Annotated in this window: 22 protein-coding genes and 1 pseudogene; 12 read left to right on the top strand and 11 right to left on the bottom strand. The window is 61.5% G+C overall.

What is annotated here, in order from left to right:
- Positions 1–29 precede the first annotated feature (29 nt).
- Positions 30–218, top strand: coding sequence for a PhzF family phenazine biosynthesis protein (locus tag EN807_RS37695; RefSeq protein ID WP_348640272.1), 189 nt, complete (start codon positions 30–32; stop codon positions 216–218).
- Positions 175–693: a PhzF family phenazine biosynthesis protein gene (locus EN807_RS29090; RefSeq protein ID WP_348640270.1), complete on the top strand. Its 519-nt coding sequence runs from the start codon at positions 175–177 to the stop codon at positions 691–693. The genes EN807_RS37695 and EN807_RS29090 overlap by 44 nt, the downstream gene beginning before the upstream one ends.
- 133 nt (positions 694–826) lie before the next feature.
- On the opposite strand, the gene EN807_RS29085 is transcribed toward EN807_RS29090, so the two are convergent.
- Both EN807_RS29085 and EN807_RS29080 read right to left on the bottom strand, forming a co-directional pair.
- The gene (locus tag EN807_RS29085; protein ID WP_135937675.1) at positions 827–1,453 is read right to left on the bottom strand and encodes a glutathione S-transferase family protein; all 627 of its coding nucleotides are present in this window, start codon (positions 1,451–1,453) and stop codon (positions 827–829) included.
- A gap of 12 nt (positions 1,454–1,465) precedes the next feature.
- Complete coding sequence (locus EN807_RS29080) at positions 1,466–2,677, bottom strand: NADP-dependent isocitrate dehydrogenase (RefSeq protein WP_127317329.1); 1,212 nt, start codon at positions 2,675–2,677, stop codon at positions 1,466–1,468.
- 218 nt (positions 2,678–2,895) lie between these two features.
- On the opposite strand from EN807_RS29080, the gene EN807_RS29075 reads away from it, so the two are divergent.
- The 6 genes from EN807_RS29075 (at position 2,896) to EN807_RS29050 (ending at position 7,875) form a co-directional block, all read left to right on the top strand.
- Positions 2,896–3,747, top strand: coding sequence for an RNA methyltransferase (locus EN807_RS29075; RefSeq protein ID WP_135937674.1), 852 nt, complete (start codon positions 2,896–2,898; stop codon positions 3,745–3,747).
- A 138-nt stretch (positions 3,748–3,885) separates the two neighbouring features.
- Complete coding sequence (gene murI / locus EN807_RS29070) at positions 3,886–4,698, top strand: glutamate racemase (protein ID WP_135937673.1); 813 nt, start codon at positions 3,886–3,888, stop codon at positions 4,696–4,698.
- A gap of 62 nt (positions 4,699–4,760) precedes the next feature.
- On the top strand, positions 4,761–4,949 hold the full coding sequence (locus EN807_RS29065; RefSeq protein WP_135937672.1) for a DUF3008 family protein: 189 nt from the start codon (positions 4,761–4,763) through the stop codon (positions 4,947–4,949).
- A 369-nt stretch (positions 4,950–5,318) separates the two neighbouring features.
- Positions 5,319–5,936, top strand: a complete 618-nt coding sequence (gene rpsD / locus EN807_RS29060) for a 30S ribosomal protein S4 (RefSeq protein WP_127317332.1) — start codon at positions 5,319–5,321, stop codon at positions 5,934–5,936.
- 231 nt (positions 5,937–6,167) lie between these two features.
- The gene (gene ttcA / locus EN807_RS29055) at positions 6,168–7,058 is read left to right on the top strand and encodes a tRNA 2-thiocytidine(32) synthetase TtcA (RefSeq protein ID WP_135937671.1); all 891 of its coding nucleotides are present in this window, start codon (positions 6,168–6,170) and stop codon (positions 7,056–7,058) included.
- The gene (locus EN807_RS29050; protein ID WP_135937670.1) at positions 7,048–7,875 is read left to right on the top strand and encodes an inositol monophosphatase family protein; all 828 of its coding nucleotides are present in this window, start codon (positions 7,048–7,050) and stop codon (positions 7,873–7,875) included. Before ttcA ends, EN807_RS29050 begins: the two co-directional genes overlap by 11 nt.
- Positions 7,876–8,003: 128 nt before the next feature.
- On the opposite strand, the gene EN807_RS29045 is transcribed toward EN807_RS29050, so the two are convergent.
- On the bottom strand, positions 8,004–8,276 hold the full coding sequence (locus tag EN807_RS29045) for a GMC oxidoreductase (protein WP_246684419.1): 273 nt from the start codon (positions 8,274–8,276) through the stop codon (positions 8,004–8,006).
- Between EN807_RS29045 and EN807_RS29040 the strand changes: the two genes are divergently transcribed.
- Complete coding sequence (locus EN807_RS29040; RefSeq protein ID WP_135937669.1) at positions 8,275–9,453, top strand: alanine--glyoxylate aminotransferase family protein; 1,179 nt, start codon at positions 8,275–8,277, stop codon at positions 9,451–9,453. The two genes, EN807_RS29045 and EN807_RS29040, sit on opposite strands and share 2 nt — an antisense overlap.
- A gap of 39 nt (positions 9,454–9,492) precedes the next feature.
- Positions 9,493–10,083: an SDR family oxidoreductase gene (locus EN807_RS29035; protein ID WP_135937668.1), complete on the top strand. Its 591-nt coding sequence runs from the start codon at positions 9,493–9,495 to the stop codon at positions 10,081–10,083.
- Positions 10,084–10,611: 528 nt separating this feature from the next.
- On the opposite strand, the gene EN807_RS29025 is transcribed toward EN807_RS29035, so the two are convergent.
- Both EN807_RS29025 and grxD read right to left on the bottom strand, forming a co-directional pair.
- Positions 10,612–11,811 carry a multidrug effflux MFS transporter gene (locus tag EN807_RS29025; RefSeq protein WP_189522606.1) on the bottom strand — a complete coding sequence of 400 codons (1,200 nt, stop codon included), beginning with the start codon at positions 11,809–11,811 and terminating at the stop codon, positions 10,612–10,614.
- A 155-nt stretch (positions 11,812–11,966) separates the two neighbouring features.
- On the bottom strand, positions 11,967–12,302 hold the full coding sequence (gene grxD, locus EN807_RS29020) for a Grx4 family monothiol glutaredoxin (RefSeq protein WP_029353656.1): 336 nt from the start codon (positions 12,300–12,302) through the stop codon (positions 11,967–11,969).
- A gap of 164 nt (positions 12,303–12,466) precedes the next feature.
- Between grxD and EN807_RS29015 the strand changes: the two genes are divergently transcribed.
- Positions 12,467–13,261 carry a phosphodiester glycosidase family protein gene (locus EN807_RS29015; protein WP_135937665.1) on the top strand — a complete coding sequence of 265 codons (795 nt, stop codon included), beginning with the start codon at positions 12,467–12,469 and terminating at the stop codon, positions 13,259–13,261.
- Positions 13,262–13,283: 22 nt separating this feature from the next.
- On the opposite strand, the gene EN807_RS29010 is transcribed toward EN807_RS29015, so the two are convergent.
- From EN807_RS29010 to EN807_RS29000, 3 genes are all read right to left on the bottom strand, one after another.
- Entirely contained in the window at positions 13,284–13,517 is a 234-nt protein-coding gene (locus EN807_RS29010) for a BolA family transcriptional regulator (protein ID WP_023674714.1), read from the bottom strand.
- An 81-nt stretch (positions 13,518–13,598) separates the two neighbouring features.
- Complete coding sequence (purL, locus tag EN807_RS29005) at positions 13,599–15,839, bottom strand: phosphoribosylformylglycinamidine synthase subunit PurL (RefSeq protein WP_135937664.1); 2,241 nt, start codon at positions 15,837–15,839, stop codon at positions 13,599–13,601.
- A 148-nt stretch (positions 15,840–15,987) separates the two neighbouring features.
- Complete coding sequence (locus tag EN807_RS29000; RefSeq protein ID WP_135937663.1) at positions 15,988–17,406, bottom strand: PLP-dependent aminotransferase family protein; 1,419 nt, start codon at positions 17,404–17,406, stop codon at positions 15,988–15,990.
- A 93-nt stretch (positions 17,407–17,499) separates the two neighbouring features.
- Here EN807_RS29000 and EN807_RS28995 point away from each other — a divergent pair, with 93 nt between their 5' ends.
- Positions 17,500–17,745: a DUF1127 domain-containing protein gene (locus tag EN807_RS28995; protein WP_135937724.1), complete on the top strand. Its 246-nt coding sequence runs from the start codon at positions 17,500–17,502 to the stop codon at positions 17,743–17,745.
- 43 nt (positions 17,746–17,788) lie between these two features.
- On the opposite strand, the pseudogene EN807_RS28990 reads toward EN807_RS28995, so the two are convergent.
- The 3 genes and pseudogenes from EN807_RS28990 to purQ all read right to left on the bottom strand — a co-directional run bounded on the left by EN807_RS28990 (position 17,789) and on the right by purQ (position 19,585).
- Positions 17,789–18,452, bottom strand: a pseudogene (locus EN807_RS28990) (Pr6Pr family membrane protein).
- Between the two features lie 3 nt (positions 18,453–18,455).
- The gene (locus tag EN807_RS28985; RefSeq protein WP_135937662.1) at positions 18,456–18,872 is read right to left on the bottom strand and encodes a hypothetical protein; all 417 of its coding nucleotides are present in this window, start codon (positions 18,870–18,872) and stop codon (positions 18,456–18,458) included.
- 44 nt (positions 18,873–18,916) lie between these two features.
- Entirely contained in the window at positions 18,917–19,585 is a 669-nt protein-coding gene (purQ, locus tag EN807_RS28980) for a phosphoribosylformylglycinamidine synthase subunit PurQ (protein WP_135937661.1), read from the bottom strand.
- Position 19,586: the final 1 nt, after the last annotated feature.

The raw sequence follows: 19,586 nt of genomic DNA, 5'->3' as shown, positions 1-19,586 counted from the left end.
GCAGCGGGGATGATGTGGCAACGTTGACTATGTATCAAGTCGACGCTTTTGCCGAACGGGCTTTCGAGGGCAACCCTGCTGCCGTCCTCATTTTGGAGGACTGGCTATCGGACGATGTGATGCAGGCCATCGCAAACGAGAACAATCTTGCTGAAACCGCGTTTGCGCGGCTGAATGGCGAGGGTTGGGATTTGCGCTGGTTCACGCCGGTTCAATGAAGTCGACTTCTGTGGCCATGCTACTCTTGCGACCGCACATGTGTTGGCCGCGGAACACAATGTGCTTGGTGACATGGCTTTTGCCACGCGGGTGGGTGAGCTACGGGTTTCCCAACGGGAAGGTGCCTACCAGCTCGATCTGCCGTGCTTTCCGCCGCAGCCGCTGGGCGGGAAATTAATGCAGGCGCTGCAAGAGATATTTCCTCTGGGGTCGGTTTCGAGCTTCCGCAACTTCGAAAACCTGTTTGTCGAGCTTGCCGACGAGGCATCCGTACGGTCATTCGTTCCCGATTTGCTCAGGATCGGAACCCTTCATCCTCTTGGCTTGGTCATTACTGCCCCTGGGCGAGCCCATGATTTCGTCTCGCGTTATTTCGTGCCCGGAGCGGGCATTCCCGAGGATCCGGTGACCGGCTCCACTCATGCTACACTGGTGCCTTACTGGTCTGAAAAACTCGGCAAGACGAATCTGTAGGCATTCCAATGTTCGCAGCGCGGCGGGCATTTGCTATGTGATCTGGCTGGAGATCGCGTGCTGATCACAGGTCGTGCGAAGACCTTCATGAAGGCGGAAATCTACCTTCCCGAATGAGCAGTTGCCATTCGCCTCATCCTGCCTTTTCAGTTCCGGAAAAGCTTGGACGCTGAGCGATGCGGTCCCACCAGGCCTGGATATCAGGAAACTCGGTCAGCAGCTTCCGCCCTTCGGCGACCTTGACGAAATAGCCGATGATTGGCGCGGCCTGCAGGTCGGCGAGCGTCAGTTCCGCTCCCAACAGCCATGGCCCTTCGGCTTTCAGCGATGAGAGCGCTTGTAGGGTCGTTCTCGCCTGCCGAAGCCCGCTGCCGATCAAAGCCTCGTCAGGCGCCGTCTTCTCCAGCCGCTCAACAGCGACATCCCAGACCATGGCCCGATAGGCATAGGCGTCGAGCATGCCGATGATCTGGTTCATGGTTGCGCGAGGTCGGGCTTCGACTGGCTGCAACGCGGGTCCGTCGAAAGCCTCGTCGACATAGCAGGCAATCGCGCTGGTCTCGAAGAGGCGAAAGCCGTCGTGCTCGAAGGCCGGGATGCGGCCGAACGGGTGATGGTCAAAATACCAGCCCGGAATGCCGTCCGCCGCAAAGATGTCGACCGGCACAAGTTCGTAGTCGATGCCCTTTTCCTCGAGTGCGAGGCGGACGATACGTACATAGACGCTGTAGTCCGCCCCATAGACGACGGGTTTGCTCATCTCATTTGGCCGTCAGGCCATCGCCTTCTGCAGATTCTCGTCGATCTTGTCGAGGAAGCCGGTGGTCGAAAGCCATGGCTGGTCGGGACCGATCAGCAGCGACAGATCCTTGGTCATGAAGCCGGCCTCGACGGTCTGGATGCAGACCCTTTCCAGCGTCTCGGCAAAACGCTTCAATTCGGCATTGTCGTCGAGCTTGGCGCGATGGGCGAGGCCGCGCGTCCAGGCGAAGATCGAGGCGATCGAATTGGTCGAGGTCTCCTCTCCCTTCTGATGCTGGCGGTAGTGACGGGTGACGGTGCCATGTGCGGCCTCCGCCTCCACCGTCTTGCCATCCGGCGTCATCAGCACCGAGGTCATCAGGCCGAGCGATCCAAAACCTTGCGCCACCGTGTCCGACTGCACGTCACCATCATAGTTCTTGCAGGCCCAGACATAACCGCCCGACCATTTCAGGCTGGAGGCGACCATGTCGTCGATCAGCCGGTGCTCGTACCAGATCTTTTTCGCCTTGAATTCGGCTTCGAACTCAGCCTCGTAGACTTCCTGGAAAATGTCCTTGAAGCGGCCGTCATAGGCCTTGAGGATGGTGTTCTTGGTCGACAGGTAGACCGGGTAGTTGCGCAGCAGGCCGTAATTCAGCGAGGCGCGGGCGAATTCCCGGATCGACTCGTCGAGATTGTACATGGCCATGGCGACGCCGGCGGCCGGCGCATCGAACACCTCATGCTCGATCACCTTGCCGTCCTCGCCGACGAACTTGATCGTCAGCTTGCCCTTACCGGGAAACCGGAAGTCGGTGGCGCGGTACTGGTCGCCGAAGGCATGACGGCCGACAATGATCGGCTTGGTCCAGCCGGGCACCAGCCGCGGCACGTTCTTCATGATGATAGGCTCGCGAAAGATGGTGCCGCCGAGGATGTTGCGGATGGTGCCGTTCGGCGACTTCCACATCTTCTTCAGCTTGAATTCTTCGACGCGCTGCTCGTCGGGCGTGATCGTCGCGCATTTCACGCCGACGCCGTGTTTCTTGATGGCATTGGCCGCTTCGATGGTCACCTGGTCGTTGGTGGCGTCGCGGTGCTCGACGCCGAGGTCGTAATACTCAAGCTTGAGGTCGAGATAGGGGTGGATCAGCTTGTCCTTGATGAACTGCCAGATGATGCGGGTCATCTCGTCGCCGTCGAGTTCGACGACCGGGTTCGCCACCTTGATCTTCGCCATGGAAAGAATGCCTCATTGTTGGGGATCGGAACGGCCTTGCCCGCATGGCTTCGGCCGGGGATGCGGCCCGTATATCAAAGCATTTTTGGCCGCGCAAACGGCGATCCGCGCGGGCGTACTTCACCAGCGCCATCGGCCGCTCTTTGTGAAAGCTTCATTTTCGCGGCCGGATATGGCAGGGGACGCTGAAATGCCGCAAACAGCAGTTCATTGACATTATGCAAGCCAGCAACGACATCCTTCCTGCCACAGGCCCGGCGATCATCCTGGTCGAACCGCAGCTCGGCGAGAACATCGGCATGGTCGCGCGCGCCATGGCAAATTTCGGTCTGTCCGAGCTGCGCCTCGTCAAGCCGCGCGACGGCTGGCCGAGCGAAAAGGCGCGCGCTGCCGCGAGCCGGGCCGACCACGTCATCGATGCCGCCAGGGTGTTTGACGATCTGGCCTCGGCGGTCGCCGACCTGAACTTCGTCTTCGCCACCACGGCGCGCGCACGCGATAATTTCAAGCCGGTGCGCGGACCGGTCGAGGCGGGCAGGGCGCTGAGGGCGCGCCAGCAAGCCGGACAGCGCACCGGCATCCTGTTCGGCCGCGAGCGGTTCGGGCTCTACAACGACGAAGTCGGCCTGGCGGACGAGATCGTCACCTTCCCGGTTGATCCCGCCTTCTCTTCGCTCAATATCGCTCAGGCGGCCCTGCTGATGTCCTATGAATGGATGAAGTCGGGTTTGGAAGATGAGACGAAAACCAATTTTTCCAGCCCTGACATGATGCCGGCGACCAAGGAACAATTGCACGGCCTGTTCGCGTATCTGGAAGGCGCGCTCGAAGCGCGCGGCTATTTCCGCCCGGCGCCGAAGAAGCCGAAGATGGTCGATAATCTGCGCGCGGTGCTGACGCGCGCCGGCTTCGCCGAGCCGGAACTCAAGGTGCTGCGCGGCATAATATCATCCCTGGACAGGTTTTCGCCGGCCATGCCGCGCGGCGACGGATCGCCAAGCGATGATCCAAGGCGGCTTCCGGCGGCGGCTGCACGCGCCGCGAAGGCGACAGACAAAGACCAAGCTTAAACCCAAAGACTAGAGTTAACCACAAGTAACCGAATGTTATTTGGTGTGGTCCATCATTCTAGAACGATGGACCCTCGGATGTGCGACCATCTTCCTGCCGTGATCCCCAGCCTCTCTCCTTCCTCGTAATCAATGACAATGACCGATCCTTCAAACGCCCGCCCGATCCTGATGTTCGATTCCGGCATCGGCGGCCTGACGGTGCTGCGCGAAGCGCGCGTGCTGATGCCCGACCGCCGCTTCGTCTATGTCGCCGACGATGCGGCTTTCCCTTATGGCGCTTGGGAGGAACCGGCACTGAGGGCACATGTACTGGAGCTGTTCGGCAAGCTGCTCGACCGTTTTTCGCCGGCCATCTCGGTCATCGCCTGCAATACCGCTTCGACGCTGGTCATCGATGCGTTGCGTGAGAGATTTCCCGGCCACCCTTTCGTCGGCATGGTGCCGGCGATCAAGCCGGCGGCGGAACGCACCCGCTCCGGGTTGGTTTCGGTGCTGGCGACCCCAGGCACCGTCAAACGCCAGTATACGCGCGACCTGATCGGCAAATGGGCGCAAAAATGCCATGTCCGCCTGGTTGGCAGCGCCAATCTGGCGGGGCTGGCCGAGGTCTACATGCGCGAAGGCTTTGTCGATGAAGAAGCGGTGCGCACCGAGATCGCACCGTGCTTCGTCGAACATGATGCGCTGCGGACCGATATCGTCGTGCTTGCCTGCACCCATTATCCCTTTCTGGCCAACCGCATGCGCAAGACAGCACCTTGGCCGGTCGATTGGCTAGATCCCGCCGAGGCGATCGCACGGCGGGCGCTCTCGTTGCTCGCGGACACCGAGGCCAGCCACCGCGGCGAGGCGTTGCCGGACGGCGCCGACCTTGCTGTCTTCACCTCGAAGCGGGTTGATTTCCCGACTCGCCGCCTGATGCAGGGGTTTGGGCTGGCGATTTCCTGATATCCGGGAACATCACCCGAACCGGTGCGTTTTTCCCTCATTGCAAGACGGGAGAAACGATCATGCCAGCCACTTCAAAAGCCCAGCAGAAAGCCGCAGGAGCGGCATTGTCGGCCAAGCGAGGCGATACCAAAAAGAGTGAGCTCAAAGGCGCTTCGAAGGGAATGTATAAATCGATGAGCGAAAAGCAGCTCGAGGAATTCGCGGAGACCAAGCGTAAGGGCCTGCCCGAGAAGAAATCAAAGCACTAGCCGCTCGTCCGCATTCGCAGGAGGTCGGGTGCGATTCCATAGTTGGATAGCCGCGGTCCAGCACCCAGCCCGCGTCTGAATGGTTATCCGCCATCACCGACGCCTCGACCTTGACACCAGTTAAATCTCCGTTTAATCAGCCCACCAACACCGGGCCGCAACGCCCGGTGGTTTCTCTATGTGCGCAAGACGTTTGGGAAGCCGCTCTATTCTTCCCTCGGGTCTTGTCAAGAATGACGTGTCCCGTGGGTTTTCCGCCGCGTTGCGTGGGAAAACCCTGTCAGGTCTCGAAAACGGGGGCCAGAGGAGGGCGCGTTTCCTTCACCCGGACCATGAGGTTCCGGGTGTATTGTTTTGAAAGGGAATGCGATGAGCAAGCGCGAATCCGCGAAATACAAGATCGACCGTCGTCTCGGCGAAAACATCTGGGGCCGCCCGAAATCCCCGGTCAACAAGCGCGAATACGGTCCCGGCCAGCACGGCCAGCGCCGCAAGGGCAAGCTTTCCGATTTCGGCCTGCAACTGCGTGCCAAGCAGAAGCTGAAGGGTCACTACGGCGACGTCTCGGAAAAGCAGTTCCGCAAGGTCTATGAAGAGGCGAACCGCCGCAAGGGCGACACCTCGGAGAACCTGATCGGCCTGCTCGAATCGCGCCTCGACGCGGTCGTCTACCGCGCCAAGTTCGTGCCCACCATTTTTGCCGCTCGCCAGTTCGTCAATCACGGCCACATCAATGTCAACGGCAAGCGCGTCAACATCGGCTCATACCGCTGCAAGCCGGGCGACGTCATCGAAGTGCGCGAAAAGTCGAAGCAACTGGTGATCGTCCTGGAATCGGTAGGCTTGGCCGAGCGCGACGTGCCTGACTACATCGAAGTCGACCACAACAAGATGACAGCGACCTTCGGTCGCATCCCCGGGCTGTCGGATGTTCCTTTCGCCGTGCAGATGGAACCGAACCTGGTCGTCGAATTCTATTCGCGCTGATCGAACGCGCCGTCTGCGACAGCATCGAAGGCCGCCCATCGAGGCGGCCTTTTCTTTGTCCGGTTTTGGTCCGCCCAGCTTTTCTTTGTCAGCCATGCTAGCATCCGCTTGGACGCACAAAGTACGCTCTGGTTCGTTCTATTTGCGCATCATCCTTTTCGAAAATCGATTTCGGTTATCGGGCCGATGCGCTAATCCGGGCAGCAACAAGGATTTTGAGGCCGACGCGCCATGAACATGCTGCCAGACGCCAAAACACTCGAACCGATCGCCGATGCCGCAGGCGGCTTTCATCCGCTGTTTGCCGATGTGCCGTCCTCCGTCGAGTTCAACAAGCTGCGCAAGCGGCTGCTGCGTCTCGCCCGTCAGGCGATCGACGATTTTTCGATGGTGAGGCCCGGCGATCGCTGGCTCGTCGCCTTGTCCGGCGGCAAGGATTCCTACGGTCTGCTCGCTTTGCTGCTCGACCTCAAATGGCGCGGGCTGCTGCCGGTCGACCTGTTGGCTTGCAATCTCGACCAGGGCCAGCCGAATTTTCCGAAACACATTCTGCCCGATTATCTCAACACATACGCCATTCCGCACCGCATCGAATATCAGGACACCTATTCGGTGGTGACCGACAAGCTTCCCCAGGGCAGCACCTATTGTTCGCTGTGCTCGCGGCTCAGGCGCGGCCATCTCTACCGCATCGCGCGGGAGGAGGGCTGCTCGGCTTTGGTGCTCGGCCACCACCGCGAGGACATTCTCGAAACCTTTTTCATGAACCTGTTCCATGGCGGTCGACTCGCAGCCATGCCGCCAAAACTGCTCAACGACGACGGCGACGTCATGGTGCTGCGGCCGCTCGCCTACTGCGCCGAGGCCGAACTCGAAAAATTCGCGGGCGCCATGAAGTTCCCAATCATCCCGTGCGATCTGTGCGGCAGCCAGGACGGCTTGCAGCGCAATGCGATGAAGGCGATGCTCGACGACTTGGAAAAGCGCATGCCCGGCCGCAAGGACACGATGATCCACGCCATGACCAATGTGCGGCCTTCGCATCTGCTCGATCGCAAACTCTTCGATTTCGCCGCCCTCAACGAAACCCTTACACGGCAAGACGTTCCCGATGACATTTGACGATACCGCGATCGACTGGCTTGCCAAGCTTCTGTCTGACGCCGCCACTGCCGAGATCATGCCGCGCTTTCGACGGCTGGATGAGGGCGAGGTCCGCCAGAAGACCTCGGCAGCCGACCTTGTGACGCAGGCCGACGTGAATGCCGAGCGGCTCATCACAGTGAGGCTGCGTGAGCGCTACCCCCAGGCGATGATCGTCGGCGAGGAAGCCTGCTCCGACGACCCGTCGCTGCTCCAGGGTCTCGGCGAAGCCGATCTCGCCTTCGTCATCGATCCGGTCGACGGCACCTTCAATTTCGCCTCCGGCGTGCCGCTGTTCGGCGTCATGCTGGGCGTCGTAGTGAAGGGCGAGACCGTCGCCGGCATCATTCACGATCCCGTCGGCAAGGACTGGCTGATCGGCGCCAAGGGTGCGGGCAGCCACATACGGCATGCGCATGGCACCCTTGAGAAGGTGCATGTCGCCGAGCCTGTGCCGATCTCGGCAATGACCGGCGCGGTTTCCTGGCAATATATGCCTGAGCCGGACCGGTCACGGCTGGCGCGCAACCAGACGAAATCCTTGTCGCAATTCGGCTACCGCTGCGCGGCTCACGAATACCGCCTGCTGGCGAGCGGCCACGCCCACTTCGTCGTCTACAACAAGCTGATGCCGTGGGATCATCTGGCCGGTGTGCTGATCCATGCCGAGGCAGGTGGTTACGCCGCGCGTTTCGATGGCAGCGACTATCTGCCTTCCCATGTCGGAGGTGGCCTTCTTGTCGCACCGGACAAGGAAAGCTGGCGCGAACTGCGCCGCGAACTCTGGGCGGAATAGGCTGGCCGGGGAACATGCACTAGACGGAACTGACGCCCAGGTTTCCGCGATGGCGACTATGGCGGCGTTGATCGGTCCGCTCGGGATCGAAGGCAACGCGTCGACGATGGAGACGTTGTCGAAGCCATTCAGCCGCAAATCCGGGTCGACGACGGCGTCTGATCCCCGCCCATCCTGCACGTGCCGGCAGGATGATGATGTGTGGAGGCGGCGCTCGCGATGAAGGCGTCAAGGTCGGCGTCCGACTGCACCGCTGATCCCGGCAGAACTTCCACGTCGCACCACTCGTCGAGCACTGCATGGTGACCGATATGTATTCGCACGACATGGAAAACTTCAAGACCATCGGACCGGCATGCAATTCTACGGCTGACCGCCGCCAATGCGGAGACAAAGACCATGCGCTATCTCGAACACGCCGAACCGGTTATCACGCTCACCGCGGGGCCGGTGAATGCTTATCCCGATGTGCTGCGCGGCCTCGGACGCACCGTGCTCTACGACTACGACCCAGCGTTCCAGCTCTTTTACGAGGGTGTGGTCGACAAGGCGCAGAAGGCAATGCGGCTGTCGAACAGGCCGGTCATTCTCCATGGCGAGCCGGTTCTTGGCCTAGAGGCGGGCGCAGCCTCCCTGATCACGCCCGACGACGTCGTGCTCAACCTTGCCTCCGGTGTCTACGGCAAGGGGTTTGGCTATTGGGCGAAGCGCTATTCGCCGCAACTCCTCGAAATCGAGGTGCCCTACAGCGAGGCGATCGACCCGCAGGCGGTTGCGGCAATGCTGGAAGCGCATCCGGAAATCACCATCGTTTCCGTCTGCCACCACGAAACGCCTTCGGGCACCATCAACCCGATCGACGCCATCGGCGCGCTGGTTTCGGCGCATGGCGCCTATCTAATCGTCGATGCCGTTTCGTCCTTCGGCGGCATGAAAACGCATCCTGAGGATTGCAAGGCCGACATCTACGTCACCGGCCCGAACAAATGCCTCGGCGCGCCTCCCGGCCTCACGATGATGGGCGTCAGCGAGCGCGCCTGGGCCAAAATGAAGGCAAATCCACTGGCGCCACGCGCGTCGATGCTCAGCATCGTCGACTGGGAGCATGCTTGGTCGAAGGACAAGCCGTTTCCATTCACGCCGTCCGTCGCTGAGATGAACGGGCTCAACGTCGCGCTCGACCTCTACCTCAACGAGGGACCGGCAGCGGTGTGGGCGCGCCACGCGCTGACCGCCAAGGCCATGCGCGCGGGCGTCGCCGCCATGGGTCTGTCGATCTGGGCCGCCAGCGACAATATTGCATCGCCAACCACGACTGCCGTCCGGATACCACAAGGGATCGATGAGAAGGCGCTTCGCCAGGCGGCGCGCGCCCGCTACGGCGTGATGTTTTCGTCGGGCCGCGGCGAAACATTGGGCAAGCTGACACGCATCGGCCATATGGGCCCGACCGCCCAGCCGATCTATGCGATCGCGGCGCTGACGGCACTTGGCGGCGCGATAAATTCCTTGGGCCAGGAACTCGCGGTCGGCAAAGGAATCGACGCGGCGCTGGCAATTATCGACGCCGACACCTGAACCAGAAAATCACCAGATCACAATTGAGGGAGCGTTTTCATAACTGAACGGCTGGCGGGAAAGACGGCCCTGGTTACCGGGGCCGCACAAGGCATCGGCAAGGCGATCGCCGCGCGGTTGGCCGCCGATGGCGCGACCGTCATCGTCAGCGACATCAACGCGGAAGGCGCCGAAACCGCGGCCGGGTCGATCGGCGGAAAAGCGAAGGCGATCGCCGCCGACATTTCCGATCCTGCATCGGTCAAGGCACTCTTCGCCGAGATACAGGCGCTGACCGGGGGCATCGATATTCTGGTCAACAATGCCAGCATCGCGCCGTTCGTCGCCTGGGACGATGTCGATCTCGATCATTGGCGCAAGATCATCGACGTCAATCTGACCGGCACCTTTATCGTCAGCCGCGCAGGAACGGACCAGATGCGTGCAGCGGGCAAGGCCGGCCGGGTGAGCGATGGCGTCAAGGCGAGCCGGCACAACGAGGCGTTCGGATTCGTCGAGATGCTGCAGGCGATGAAGGGGAAGGGCCAGCCGGAACATATCGCCGACGTGGTGTCGTTCCTGGCCTCGGATGATGCGCGCTGGATCACCGGCCAGACGTTGAATGTCGACGCCGGCATGGCGCGTCACTAAACGCGCATCGCGTCTGAAAGATTCATACGACAGGCTGATATCGATGGAGGCTTTTGTCAAAAAATTCGCCTACATTACATTTGTCCGCGCGAAACCGGAGACCCGAAATGAAACCTCGGTCCGCAATTGTCGCACTGGCGCTTGCCCTGGCCTTGGTTGTCGGTCCGAACGAGGCAAGATCGCAGGAACGTGCATGTCGCAGTCCCGATCCCGTCCACACCGTAAACGAGATGTTCTCCGCGATCGTCGCCTGTTGGGAGCCGCCGCCCGGTACCGCGGGCATGACCCTGACGCTGCAGTTCTCAATTCGCCGAAACGGCACACTTATCGGCAAGCCTCGCGCCACTTACTCCCGTCTAGGGAATGATGCCACGCTTAACCGGGCATTCGTGGCTTCAGTCCTCGAGGCTCTCGACAAGGCCCTGCCACTGCCCGTTTCGGACAGCATGGGTGGAGCGATCGCAGGGCGTATGCTGTTCCCTCGCTTCACAGTAGCGAGTGGGGGTGCATCCTAAAGCGCGTCCGGCATTAAACCGGCGGGTTTTGCGGCTGGAAGAATTTGCCGCTCTCGGCGATCAGCACCATCACCAATGCGCCAAGCGAAACGCTGCAGAATCCGGCGGCCAAGGGCGTCACCGTGCCGTTGAAGGCTTGGCCGATCAGCGTGCCGAGCACGCCGCCGAGGAAGGTCTGCATGAAACCCAGAATGGACGATGCCGTGCCGGCCAGTTGGCCGAGCGGCTCCATGGCGAGCGCGTTGAAATTCGCACCGAGTGCGCCGAACGGGACCATCGCGCAGGCAAAGAAGGTGATGAAAAGCCAGAGCGGCATCTTCATTTGGATGGAAACGATCAGCCAGGCGAGGCTGATGGCCAGAAACAAGAGCAGCGCGCTCTGCGACAATCTGCGCATGCCGATGCGGCCGACAAGGCGCGAATTCAGATAGTTCGAAAAGGCGAGCACGCCGGCGATCCCTGCAAAAATCACCGGGAACATCTCGCCGACGCCAAAGACGCCGACATAGATCTGCTGCGCCGAGTTGATGAAGCCAAACATCGCGCCGAAGGCAAAAGTGCTGGCAAAGGCATAGCAAAGTGCCATGCGATTGGTCAGCACGATGCGGAAGCCGCCGATGATGGATTCGGCCGTCAGCGGCCTGCGATATTCGGGATGCAGCGTTTCGGGCAAGCGCAGCAGCGCCCACGCCGACACGATCAGCGCCCCGGCCGCCATGGTGATGAAGATCACGTGCCAGGTCGCGAACAGCATGATGAACTGACCGATGCCGGGGGCGACGACCGGAATGGCCATGAACACCATGAAGATCAATGACATGACCTCGGCCATGCGCCGGCCGTCGAAAGTGTCGCGCACGATCGAGACGGCGATGACGCGTGTGGCCGCGGCGCCGATGCCTTGCACCACCCTGCACAGGATAAGGATGGCGAATGTCGGGGCAATTGCCGCCGCAGCCGCTGCCGCGACATAGATCACCAGCCCGACAACGAGCGGAGCACGGCGCCCGAAGCGGTCCGAGATCGGTCCGAAGAAGAGCTGTCCACCGCCAAAGCCCAGAATATAAGCGGCAATCACATATTGGCGGTGGTTTTCATTCTCCACACCCAGCGAGGCGCCGATCTGCTGCAGCGCCGGCAGCATGATGTCGATGGCCAGCGAGTTGAGCGCCATCAATGCCGCGCACAGGGCGATGAATTCCCAGCGCGGAATAGGCAAGGCACCTACCTGTTGCGGCGCTTGTGCATGCTGATCCACGGCAAAGTCCGATCTTCAAACGAAAAAGCGCCGGCGCACCGGCGCATTCATTCGTCTTGTACCCCGATACCGGGGAGGTAATCAGCTTGGCGAAGTGCCCGACGTGCTCGTCAGGCGGCGCCTTTGACGCTCACGCCCTTTTCGACGAGGAACGTCTGAAGTTCGCCTGCCTGGAACATCTCGCGGATGATGTCGCAGCCGCCAACGAATTCACCCTTGACGTAAAGCTGAGGAATCGTCGGCCAGTTGGAGTACTCCTTGATACCTTGCCGCAGCTCGGCCGAGGTCAGCACGTCCACGCCCTTGTAGTCGGCCCCGATGTAGTCGAGGATCTGCACGACCTGACCGGAAAATCCGCATTGCGGGAACCCGGGCGTGCCCTTCATGAAGAGAACCACGTCGTTGCCCTTCACTTCGCTGTCGATGTAGTCGTTGATACCGCTCATGGAGAATCCTTTCATGCCCGCGAGAGTCGGGCTCGAAACATGCCCTTCAAATAAACCCATAGGTTGCCCGAAACAAGACGTTTGCCGCATCGTCACGCAAATGGCGCAAAGGATGGCCTGATATTGGGCCAAGAGCATCGGCCAGCTATTTCCCCAAGGAAGCGATGAAAAGGCGACTTAGCGCGGCAATCCTGATTGGTGTTCTGCTCGTTGCGCTGGCCTTGATCTGGTGGTTCAGGCCATCGGAGCATCCGCCTGTCACCGTCGGCGGCAAACTGCCCGGGCCATGCCGGGACCTGAATTTCGAGGCGATCCCCTATATCGTCTGCGAGATCGATCTTCGCAGCTACGACGTTGCTGTCTTCCACGCCGGCGCAGACGGCAAGGTCTTCGGCTCCCTGGACAAATTCGACAGGGCGATGTCGGGCGAGGGCAGGCCGGTGCTGCTCGCCATGAACGCCGGCATGTATCATGAGGACCTGACGCCGGTCGGCCTTCTCATCGAAAATGGTCGCGAGATGGCGCCGCTCAACCTCGCTGATAGCGAAGGCAATTTCTTCCTGAAGCCGAACGGCGTGTTCCTGGTCCGCAACGACGGCAAGGCGGCGGTCATGGAAACGAACGCCTATGCCGCCGCCAAGCCGGATGTGGCGTTCGCCACGCAATCCGGCCCGATGCTGGTGATCGACGGCCGGCTTCATCCTCGCTTCGAGGCGAACGGTACGTCGCGTCACATCCGCAATGGTGTCGGCGTGCGTGACGAAAACGGGGTCGTGCTGGCGATCTCACGCTCGCAAGTGAGTCTCGGCAGCTTTGCACGCCTGTTCCGTGATGAACTGCATTGCCCCACCGCGCTTTTCTTCGACGGAGTGGTCTCGGCGCTGTCGAATGGCGAGAGGACGATCGTCGGCGGAAACTATCCGGCAGGGCTGATCATTGCCGTCTCAGCGAAAAGGTGACAAAGGGGGACGGGGCGGAATCTCAGTCCGGCACGCTGGTCTGCAAAGCGAGCGCGTGCAGCACGCCGCCCATATTGCCCTTCAGCGCGTCATAGACCATCTGATGCTGCTGAACGCGGCTTTTTCCGCGAAAGCTCTCGGCCACCACCTCGGCCGCATAATGGTCGCCGTCGCCGGCCAGGTCGCGAATCGTCACCTTGGCGTCCGGAATGCCTTCCTTGATCAGCCGTTCGATGTCGTGCGCATCCATTGCCATGCGAGGATTCCTTGTTCAGGTCGTGATCTCATAGATATGGTCGAAATGGCGGATGGACCACACCGAAACGGCTCGATCATATCACGGGTCCACGAGCTCATTTCCCATGAAGCGAGGAAACCAGGATTCGTGGGCAGCGGTCAATTCGCCGACAGGGATCGCCCGTGCCTCGCCGAGTTTCAGGTCACTACCGCCGGTCGAGCCGATCCACGGCGCAAAGATGCCGAGCTTACTTTGCTGTTCGCGAATTGCATCCCATTCATCGCTCTGCGGATCGATCGACAGCGTCAAGAGATAGCGGCCCTGATCCTCGCCGAACCAGACCGGGATCGGATCGGTCCCGACTAGGCCGGGGACGGCCGCACCGATGCCGGACGCCATCGCCATCTCGGCCAGCGCGACGGCAATGCCACCATCGGAAACGTCATGTGCAGCGGTAATGACGCCGGAGGCGATCAGGGCGCGTACATGGTCGCCGACGCGCTTTTCATGATCAAGGTCGACCGGCGGCGGCGGGCCGTCGGTGCGGCCATGAATGTCGCGCATGTAGGCCGACTGCGCGAGATGCGTTCCCCACATGGACGGCGCGCCGACCAGCAGGATCATCTGGCCCTCGGCGGCAAAGCCGATCCGTGCCATCTTGGACCAGTCGGCGATCAGCCCGACGCCGCCGATGGTCGGCGTCGGCAAGATGCCTTGCCCGTTGGTTTCGTTGTACAGCGAGACATTGCCGGAGACGATCGGAAAGCCGAGCGCATGGCAGGCGTCGCCAATGCCTTTCACGGCGCCGACCAACTGGCCCATGATCTCGGGCCGTTCCGGATTGCCGAAATTGAGATTGTCGGTGGCCGCGAGCGGCAGGGCGCCGGTGGCGGTAAGGTTGCGCCAGCACTCGGCCACCGCCTGCTTGCCACCCTCGTAAGGGTCGGCCTCGCAATAGCGCGGCGTCACGTCGGACGAGAAGGCGAGCGCTTTGGTCGGATGACCTTCAACGCGCACCACGCCGGCATCGCCGCCCGGAAGCTGCAGCGAATTGCCCTGAATCAGCGTGTCGTACTGCTCCCATACCCAGCGGCGCGATGAAAGGTCGGGTCCGCCGAGCAGTTTCAACAAAGCCTCGGCGACGTCCGCTTGTGGGGCATCGCTGGCAGCCAGGGGCGGCGGCTTCTTCGGCTCGGCCCAGGGACGGTCATATTCCGGCGCCTGGTCGCCAAGGTCTTTGATCGGCAGATTGGCGACTTCGTCGCCCTGATGCAGCACGCGAAAGCGCAGATCGTCGGTGGTCTTGCCGACTATGGCGAAGTCGAGGCCCCATTTGTGAAAGATCGCCTCGGCTTCTTTTTCCTTTTCGGGGCGCAGCACCATCAGCATGCGCTCCTGGCTCTCCGACAGCATCATCTCATAGGCGCTCATGCGCTCCTCGCGCACCGGCACCTTGTCGAGGTCGAGCTCGATGCCGAGGTCGCCCTTGGCGCCCATCTCGACCGCCGAGCAGGTGAGACCGGCAGCCCCCATGTCCTGGATGGCGATGACGGCACCGGACGCCATCAGCTCGAGGCAGGCTTCGAGCAGGCATTTTTCGGTGAACGGGTCGCCGACCTGGACGGTGGGCCGCTTCTCGTCGATCTTGTCGTCGAATTCGGCCGAGGCCATGGTTGCGCCGCCGACACCGTCGCGGCCGGTCTTGGCGCCGAGATAGACGACCGGCAGACCGACGCCCTTCGCCTCCGACAGAAAGATCGCATCGGTCTTGGCGAGCCCCGCCGCGAAGGCGTTGACCAGGATGTTGCCATTGTAGCGCGCGTCGAAATTGACCTCACCGCCGACCGTCGGCACGCCGAAGGAATTGCCGTAGCCGCCGACGCCGGAAACGACGCCGGCAACGAGGTGTTTGGTCTTGGGATGGTCCGGCGCACCGAAGCGCAGCGCGTTCATCGCCGCGATCGGCCGCGCGCCCATGGTGAAGACATCGCGCAGGATGCCGCCGACGCCGGTCGCCGCCCCCTGATAGGGCTCGATGTAGGAGGGGTGGTTGTGGCTCTCCATCTTAAAGACGACGCAGTCGCCGTCGCCGATGTCGACCACGCCGGCATTCTCACCCGGTCCCTGGATGACCTGCGGTCCGGTGGTCGGCAGCGTGCGCAGCCACTTCTTCGAGGATTTATAGGAACAATGCTCGTTCCACATCGCCGAGAAGATGCCAAGCTCGGTAAAGCTCGGCTCGCGCCCGACCAGGTCGAGGATGCGTTGATACTCGTCGGGCTTCAGCCCGTGCGCAGCAATAAGTTCCGGAGTGATCGGCACGGAATTGGAAATGGTCATGGGCGGCAATTTATATCCTTGGGGTCGAGTCCCCTCTTATCGCAAGCGCGAAGGCCGATACACCCATCAAGCGCCGAAAAACGATGGAAAGCCACAGGGGCAGCAACTAGCGAAAGATCGCCACTCGATCCGCCGGTTTCAAGCCGGTTCAGGAGAAACTGTCGTAGCCGGCACGGCCTTCGTCGAGAAGCCGTCTTATCACGCCGACACCGCCCGCGATGTCCTCTCGCCGACTCGGCTGTGAAACGCCGAAACGCACGCCGTGGAAAACCTGCTCGGAACGGCCCGCCTTGAACTCGTCCTCATCATCGATGAGCACGCCATGTTCGAGACAGGCATTCTTGAAGGTGCCGGAAAGCCATGGATCAGGCAGGGTGAGCCAGACAAAGGGCACATTGTCCACTGCCTTGAAGTCGAACCCGGCCAGCGTCTTGCGCACGATCGCGATGCGCGCGTTGATGTCGACGATGCTGCGCTTGCGCATCTCGCTGGCCTGGCCGGACAGAACCAGCCGGCTACACACTTCCGCCAGCAGGAAGGGCAGGCCACCCGTCAGCATCTTGTGAGCGACCCGGATCCGGTGGCGATAGGCCGGCGGACAGGCGAGCCAGCCGCCGCGAACACCAGCCGCGACCGATTTCGACAGGCCACCGGCAACGATGGTCCGTTCGGGGGCATATTCGGCCAAGAGCGGCGTCGGGTCGTCGGTCAGATCGCCATAGAGATCGTCCTCGATCAGGATGACATTGTATTCGCGCGCGACGCGCGCGATGGCCTCACGCCGCGTTGCCGACAGCGTCACCAGTGTGGGGTTCTTGGCCGTCGGCATCAGGAACATCATTTTCGGATGTTTTTGCGCGCAGACGCGCTCGAAATCCTCTGGGTCTAGTCCTTCGTCGTCAGACGTCACCAGCGCGGTCCGGCGGCCGATCAGGCCGGCGCTGCGTGAAATCTGCGAATAGGTGAGGTGCTCGAAGATGATATAGTCGCCAGGCGTGGTGAGCGCGGCAATCGCCGCCATAACCGCGGCATGCGTGCCGAGCGTCGGAACGATGCCATCACGGCTCGGGCGAAACGAATTGCGCGAGAGCCAGTGGCAGCCCGCCTCGAACCAGCGGTCGGGAAAATCCCGCGTATAGCTTGAAATCTCATACGGATGGTCCTGCGCCGTACGCGAGAGAACATCGGCGACAATGTCCCCCTGGCCGATGTCAGGCGCAGCCGTGCTGTCGAAGCGCAGTTTGCCGCGAGGCGCATCAATATAGCGCGTGCCTTCCACGTGCGGGTCGGATGCCAGCAGATCGGTCGTGGTATCATCCGAGCGCTGGCCAAGCACATAGGTTCCGCGCCCGACTTCGCCGCTCACCAGTCCACGCTCGCGCAACAATTGGTAGGCGCGACCGACCGTGCCGACCGTCGTGCCGATGTCGTATGCCAGATCGCGCTGCGGCGGCAGTTTTGCTCCCGCACCGATCACGCCGCGGTCAATGTCGGTTTCAATGGAGTCCGCAAGCCGCTGATAGAGAGGGCCGGAGCCGGTGGTAAGGTCGGGAAGCCAATTTGTCATGGTGACAATTTTCTATATTGCACCGAATTGAGAGTCAATACATATGGATTGCGCGACAAAACGGTACAAATCTCGAATTTCGGTAGCAAGAAAATGGATGCAATCGATACAATCCGTTACAAGAGAGCTGAATTGCTCGGAGCCCGCCCGTCAGGCCGGCGGGGCTATGTCCATCGCCTGGTGCGTATGGTCAGGTCACTCGCGAGCCGGTTCGGCAGCCTGCTGGATCGCCGGCGCAGCCGGCTGGCATTGCTGGAGATGACCGACGATCAGCTCAAGGATATCGGCATCTCGCGTTGCGATGCCGATCGTGAGGGTCTGAGGCCGTTCTGGGATTGAAAGATGAATCGAGCTTGCGTCCATCTTTAAGAAGACACGGGTCTCAGGACGCCCTTTTCGTGCCGTGATGGATGCCAGGGCTCCTCATCCGTGAGATGGCGTGGTCGGCAAGCACCGCGACTATGCACAGCGCGAGAAAAAGCCCCGTGATGCCGAGCGCCGAGACGGCGACACTGGCCGCGCCGTTCTTGGCGACATCGAGGAACGGGTAGGGCACTTCGCCTGATATCGGCCCCCGCGCCAGTGCATAGGCCAAATAGGCGACTGGATAGATCATCCACCAGGAGATGTCGCGCCACCGCGTCGAGCCGTCGGCGCCTGCCACAAACCACCACAGCACGAAAAGCACCGGCGTTACGTAGTGCAGCAGGACGTCGCAGAGCGGGAACAAGCCCTGCGGCTGCCAAAGCTGCGCCAGGACCGTTGCATAGATGATGAAGACCAAGGTTATGGCAACCGCCACGCCGGCTCGCATCCGCGGCCCGGCAAAGGCTGGAAACCAGGCGTAGCCACCGGGTGACAGCAGCGAAACATGCACGAGCACCGCGCCGATATTGGTCAGGATGGTGAAGAAGCTGAAGCAGGAAGACCAGCGAGCCAACAAAACTGCGGCCGGCTGCCATCGACGCCGGAATGGTGATGCAGATTTGCAGGACAAGCCCGGCCAGGCCTATGACCAGACCTGATATCTGCAGGAAGCGGCTCACAGCCTAAGCAGCCGCACCGCAGGCCGGATTGCCTGTTTGCCAGCGCGCGATGTCGGAGCCGATGCGTGCGCCGAGCGGCTCGTTCATCAGCGGACCGTAGACGTCGATGCGGCGTGAATTGCCTTGAGCCTGCACGACCAGCAACGGCTTTGCGCCATAATGCTTGACCGGGACCAGCAGGAAGCGCGGCGTGCCGGTGAACGAATTCAGCTCGTTGGCCATCTGATAGGGCTTGAAGGCAGGATCCTTGCTGGCGATCCAGCATTTGTGGGCGGCGATCGCCACCTGTTCCATGGCAAGCAGCGCCGCACTCTTGCCCGAAGGCGCCGGTGCGCTCTTCGGCTTCAATTGGCAGGACGCGAGCACAAGGCCGGCGGTGGCGACGAGAGCGAGGCGGGCGATCGTCTGTCTCGGGCTCATGCGGCGCCTGTTTCGAGTTCGGGAAAGGATGGATGCTGAAGATATCAGGCGGCGACGCCGAGGGCACTTTCGAACAATGCCCGGCCGTCGCTGCCGCCATGCGCTGCTTCGATCAGGTTCTCGGGATGCGGCATCAGGCCGAGCACATTGCCCTGGCCGTTGATGATGCCGGCAATGTCGTTGATCGAGCCGTTGGGATTGGTGCCTTCGGCATAGCGGAACACGACCTGGCCTTCGCCTTCGAGCCTGTGAAGGGTCTCGGCGTCGGCAAAGTAATTGCCGTCGTGATGCGCCACCGGCGAGCGGATGATCTGGCCCGGCTGATAGCGGCGGGTGAACATCGTGTTGGCATTGGCGATCTGCAGCTTGACCTGCCGGCAGACGAATTTCAGCGAGGTGTTGCGCATCAAGGCGCCTGGCAGCAGGCCGGCCTCGACCAGGATCTGGAAGCCGTTGCAGACGCCGATGACCATGACGCCCTTGGCCGCCTTTTCGGCGACCGCCCGCATGACAGGCATGCGCGCGGCAATGGCGCCGCAGCGCAGATAGTCGCCGAAGGAGAAGCCGCCTGGAATGGTGATCAGGTCGACGTCGGGGATTTCGGTATCGGTCTGCCAGACGGTGACCGGCGCCGTTCCGGAAATCTTGGTCAGCGCCGCGATCATGTCGCGGTCACGGTTAAGGCCGGGCAGGAGGACGACGGCTGATTTCACC

This window comes from Mesorhizobium sp. M5C.F.Ca.ET.164.01.1.1, from assembly GCF_004792125.1.
Taxonomy (GTDB): Bacteria; Pseudomonadota; Alphaproteobacteria; order Rhizobiales; family Rhizobiaceae; genus Mesorhizobium; species Mesorhizobium wenxiniae.
The sequence above is the reverse complement of the archived record's forward strand: the minus strand, read 5'-3'. Positions and strand labels throughout refer to the sequence as shown.

Coding starts and splice junctions, on each gene's coding strand:
- EN807_RS37695 (WP_348640272.1), top strand. CDS start 30: ATGTATCAAGTCGACGCTTTTGCCGAACGGGCTTTCGAGGGCAACCCT.
- EN807_RS29090 (WP_348640270.1), top strand. CDS start 175: ATGGCGAGGGTTGGGATTTGCGCTGGTTCACGCCGGTTCAATGAAGTC.
- EN807_RS29085 (WP_135937675.1), bottom strand. CDS start 1,453: ATGAGCAAACCCGTCGTCTATGGGGCGGACTACAGCGTCTATGTACGT.
- EN807_RS29080 (WP_127317329.1), bottom strand. CDS start 2,677: ATGGCGAAGATCAAGGTGGCGAACCCGGTCGTCGAACTCGACGGCGAC.
- EN807_RS29075 (WP_135937674.1), top strand. CDS start 2,896: ATGCAAGCCAGCAACGACATCCTTCCTGCCACAGGCCCGGCGATCATC.
- murI (WP_135937673.1), top strand. CDS start 3,886: ATGACCGATCCTTCAAACGCCCGCCCGATCCTGATGTTCGATTCCGGC.
- EN807_RS29065 (WP_135937672.1), top strand. CDS start 4,761: ATGCCAGCCACTTCAAAAGCCCAGCAGAAAGCCGCAGGAGCGGCATTG.
- rpsD (WP_127317332.1), top strand. CDS start 5,319: ATGAGCAAGCGCGAATCCGCGAAATACAAGATCGACCGTCGTCTCGGC.
- ttcA (WP_135937671.1), top strand. CDS start 6,168: ATGAACATGCTGCCAGACGCCAAAACACTCGAACCGATCGCCGATGCC.
- EN807_RS29050 (WP_135937670.1), top strand. CDS start 7,048: ATGACATTTGACGATACCGCGATCGACTGGCTTGCCAAGCTTCTGTCT.
- EN807_RS29040 (WP_135937669.1), top strand. CDS start 8,275: ATGCGCTATCTCGAACACGCCGAACCGGTTATCACGCTCACCGCGGGG.
- EN807_RS29045 (WP_246684419.1), bottom strand. CDS start 8,276: ATGGTCTTTGTCTCCGCATTGGCGGCGGTCAGCCGTAGAATTGCATGC.
- grxD (WP_029353656.1), bottom strand. CDS start 12,302: ATGAGCGGTATCAACGACTACATCGACAGCGAAGTGAAGGGCAACGAC.
- EN807_RS29015 (WP_135937665.1), top strand. CDS start 12,467: ATGAAAAGGCGACTTAGCGCGGCAATCCTGATTGGTGTTCTGCTCGTT.
- EN807_RS29010 (WP_023674714.1), bottom strand. CDS start 13,517: ATGGCAATGGATGCGCACGACATCGAACGGCTGATCAAGGAAGGCATT.
- purL (WP_135937664.1), bottom strand. CDS start 15,839: ATGACCATTTCCAATTCCGTGCCGATCACTCCGGAACTTATTGCTGCG.
- EN807_RS29000 (WP_135937663.1), bottom strand. CDS start 17,406: ATGACAAATTGGCTTCCCGACCTTACCACCGGCTCCGGCCCTCTCTAT.
- EN807_RS28995 (WP_135937724.1), top strand. CDS start 17,500: ATGGATGCAATCGATACAATCCGTTACAAGAGAGCTGAATTGCTCGGA.
- EN807_RS28985 (WP_135937662.1), bottom strand. CDS start 18,872: ATGAGCCCGAGACAGACGATCGCCCGCCTCGCTCTCGTCGCCACCGCC.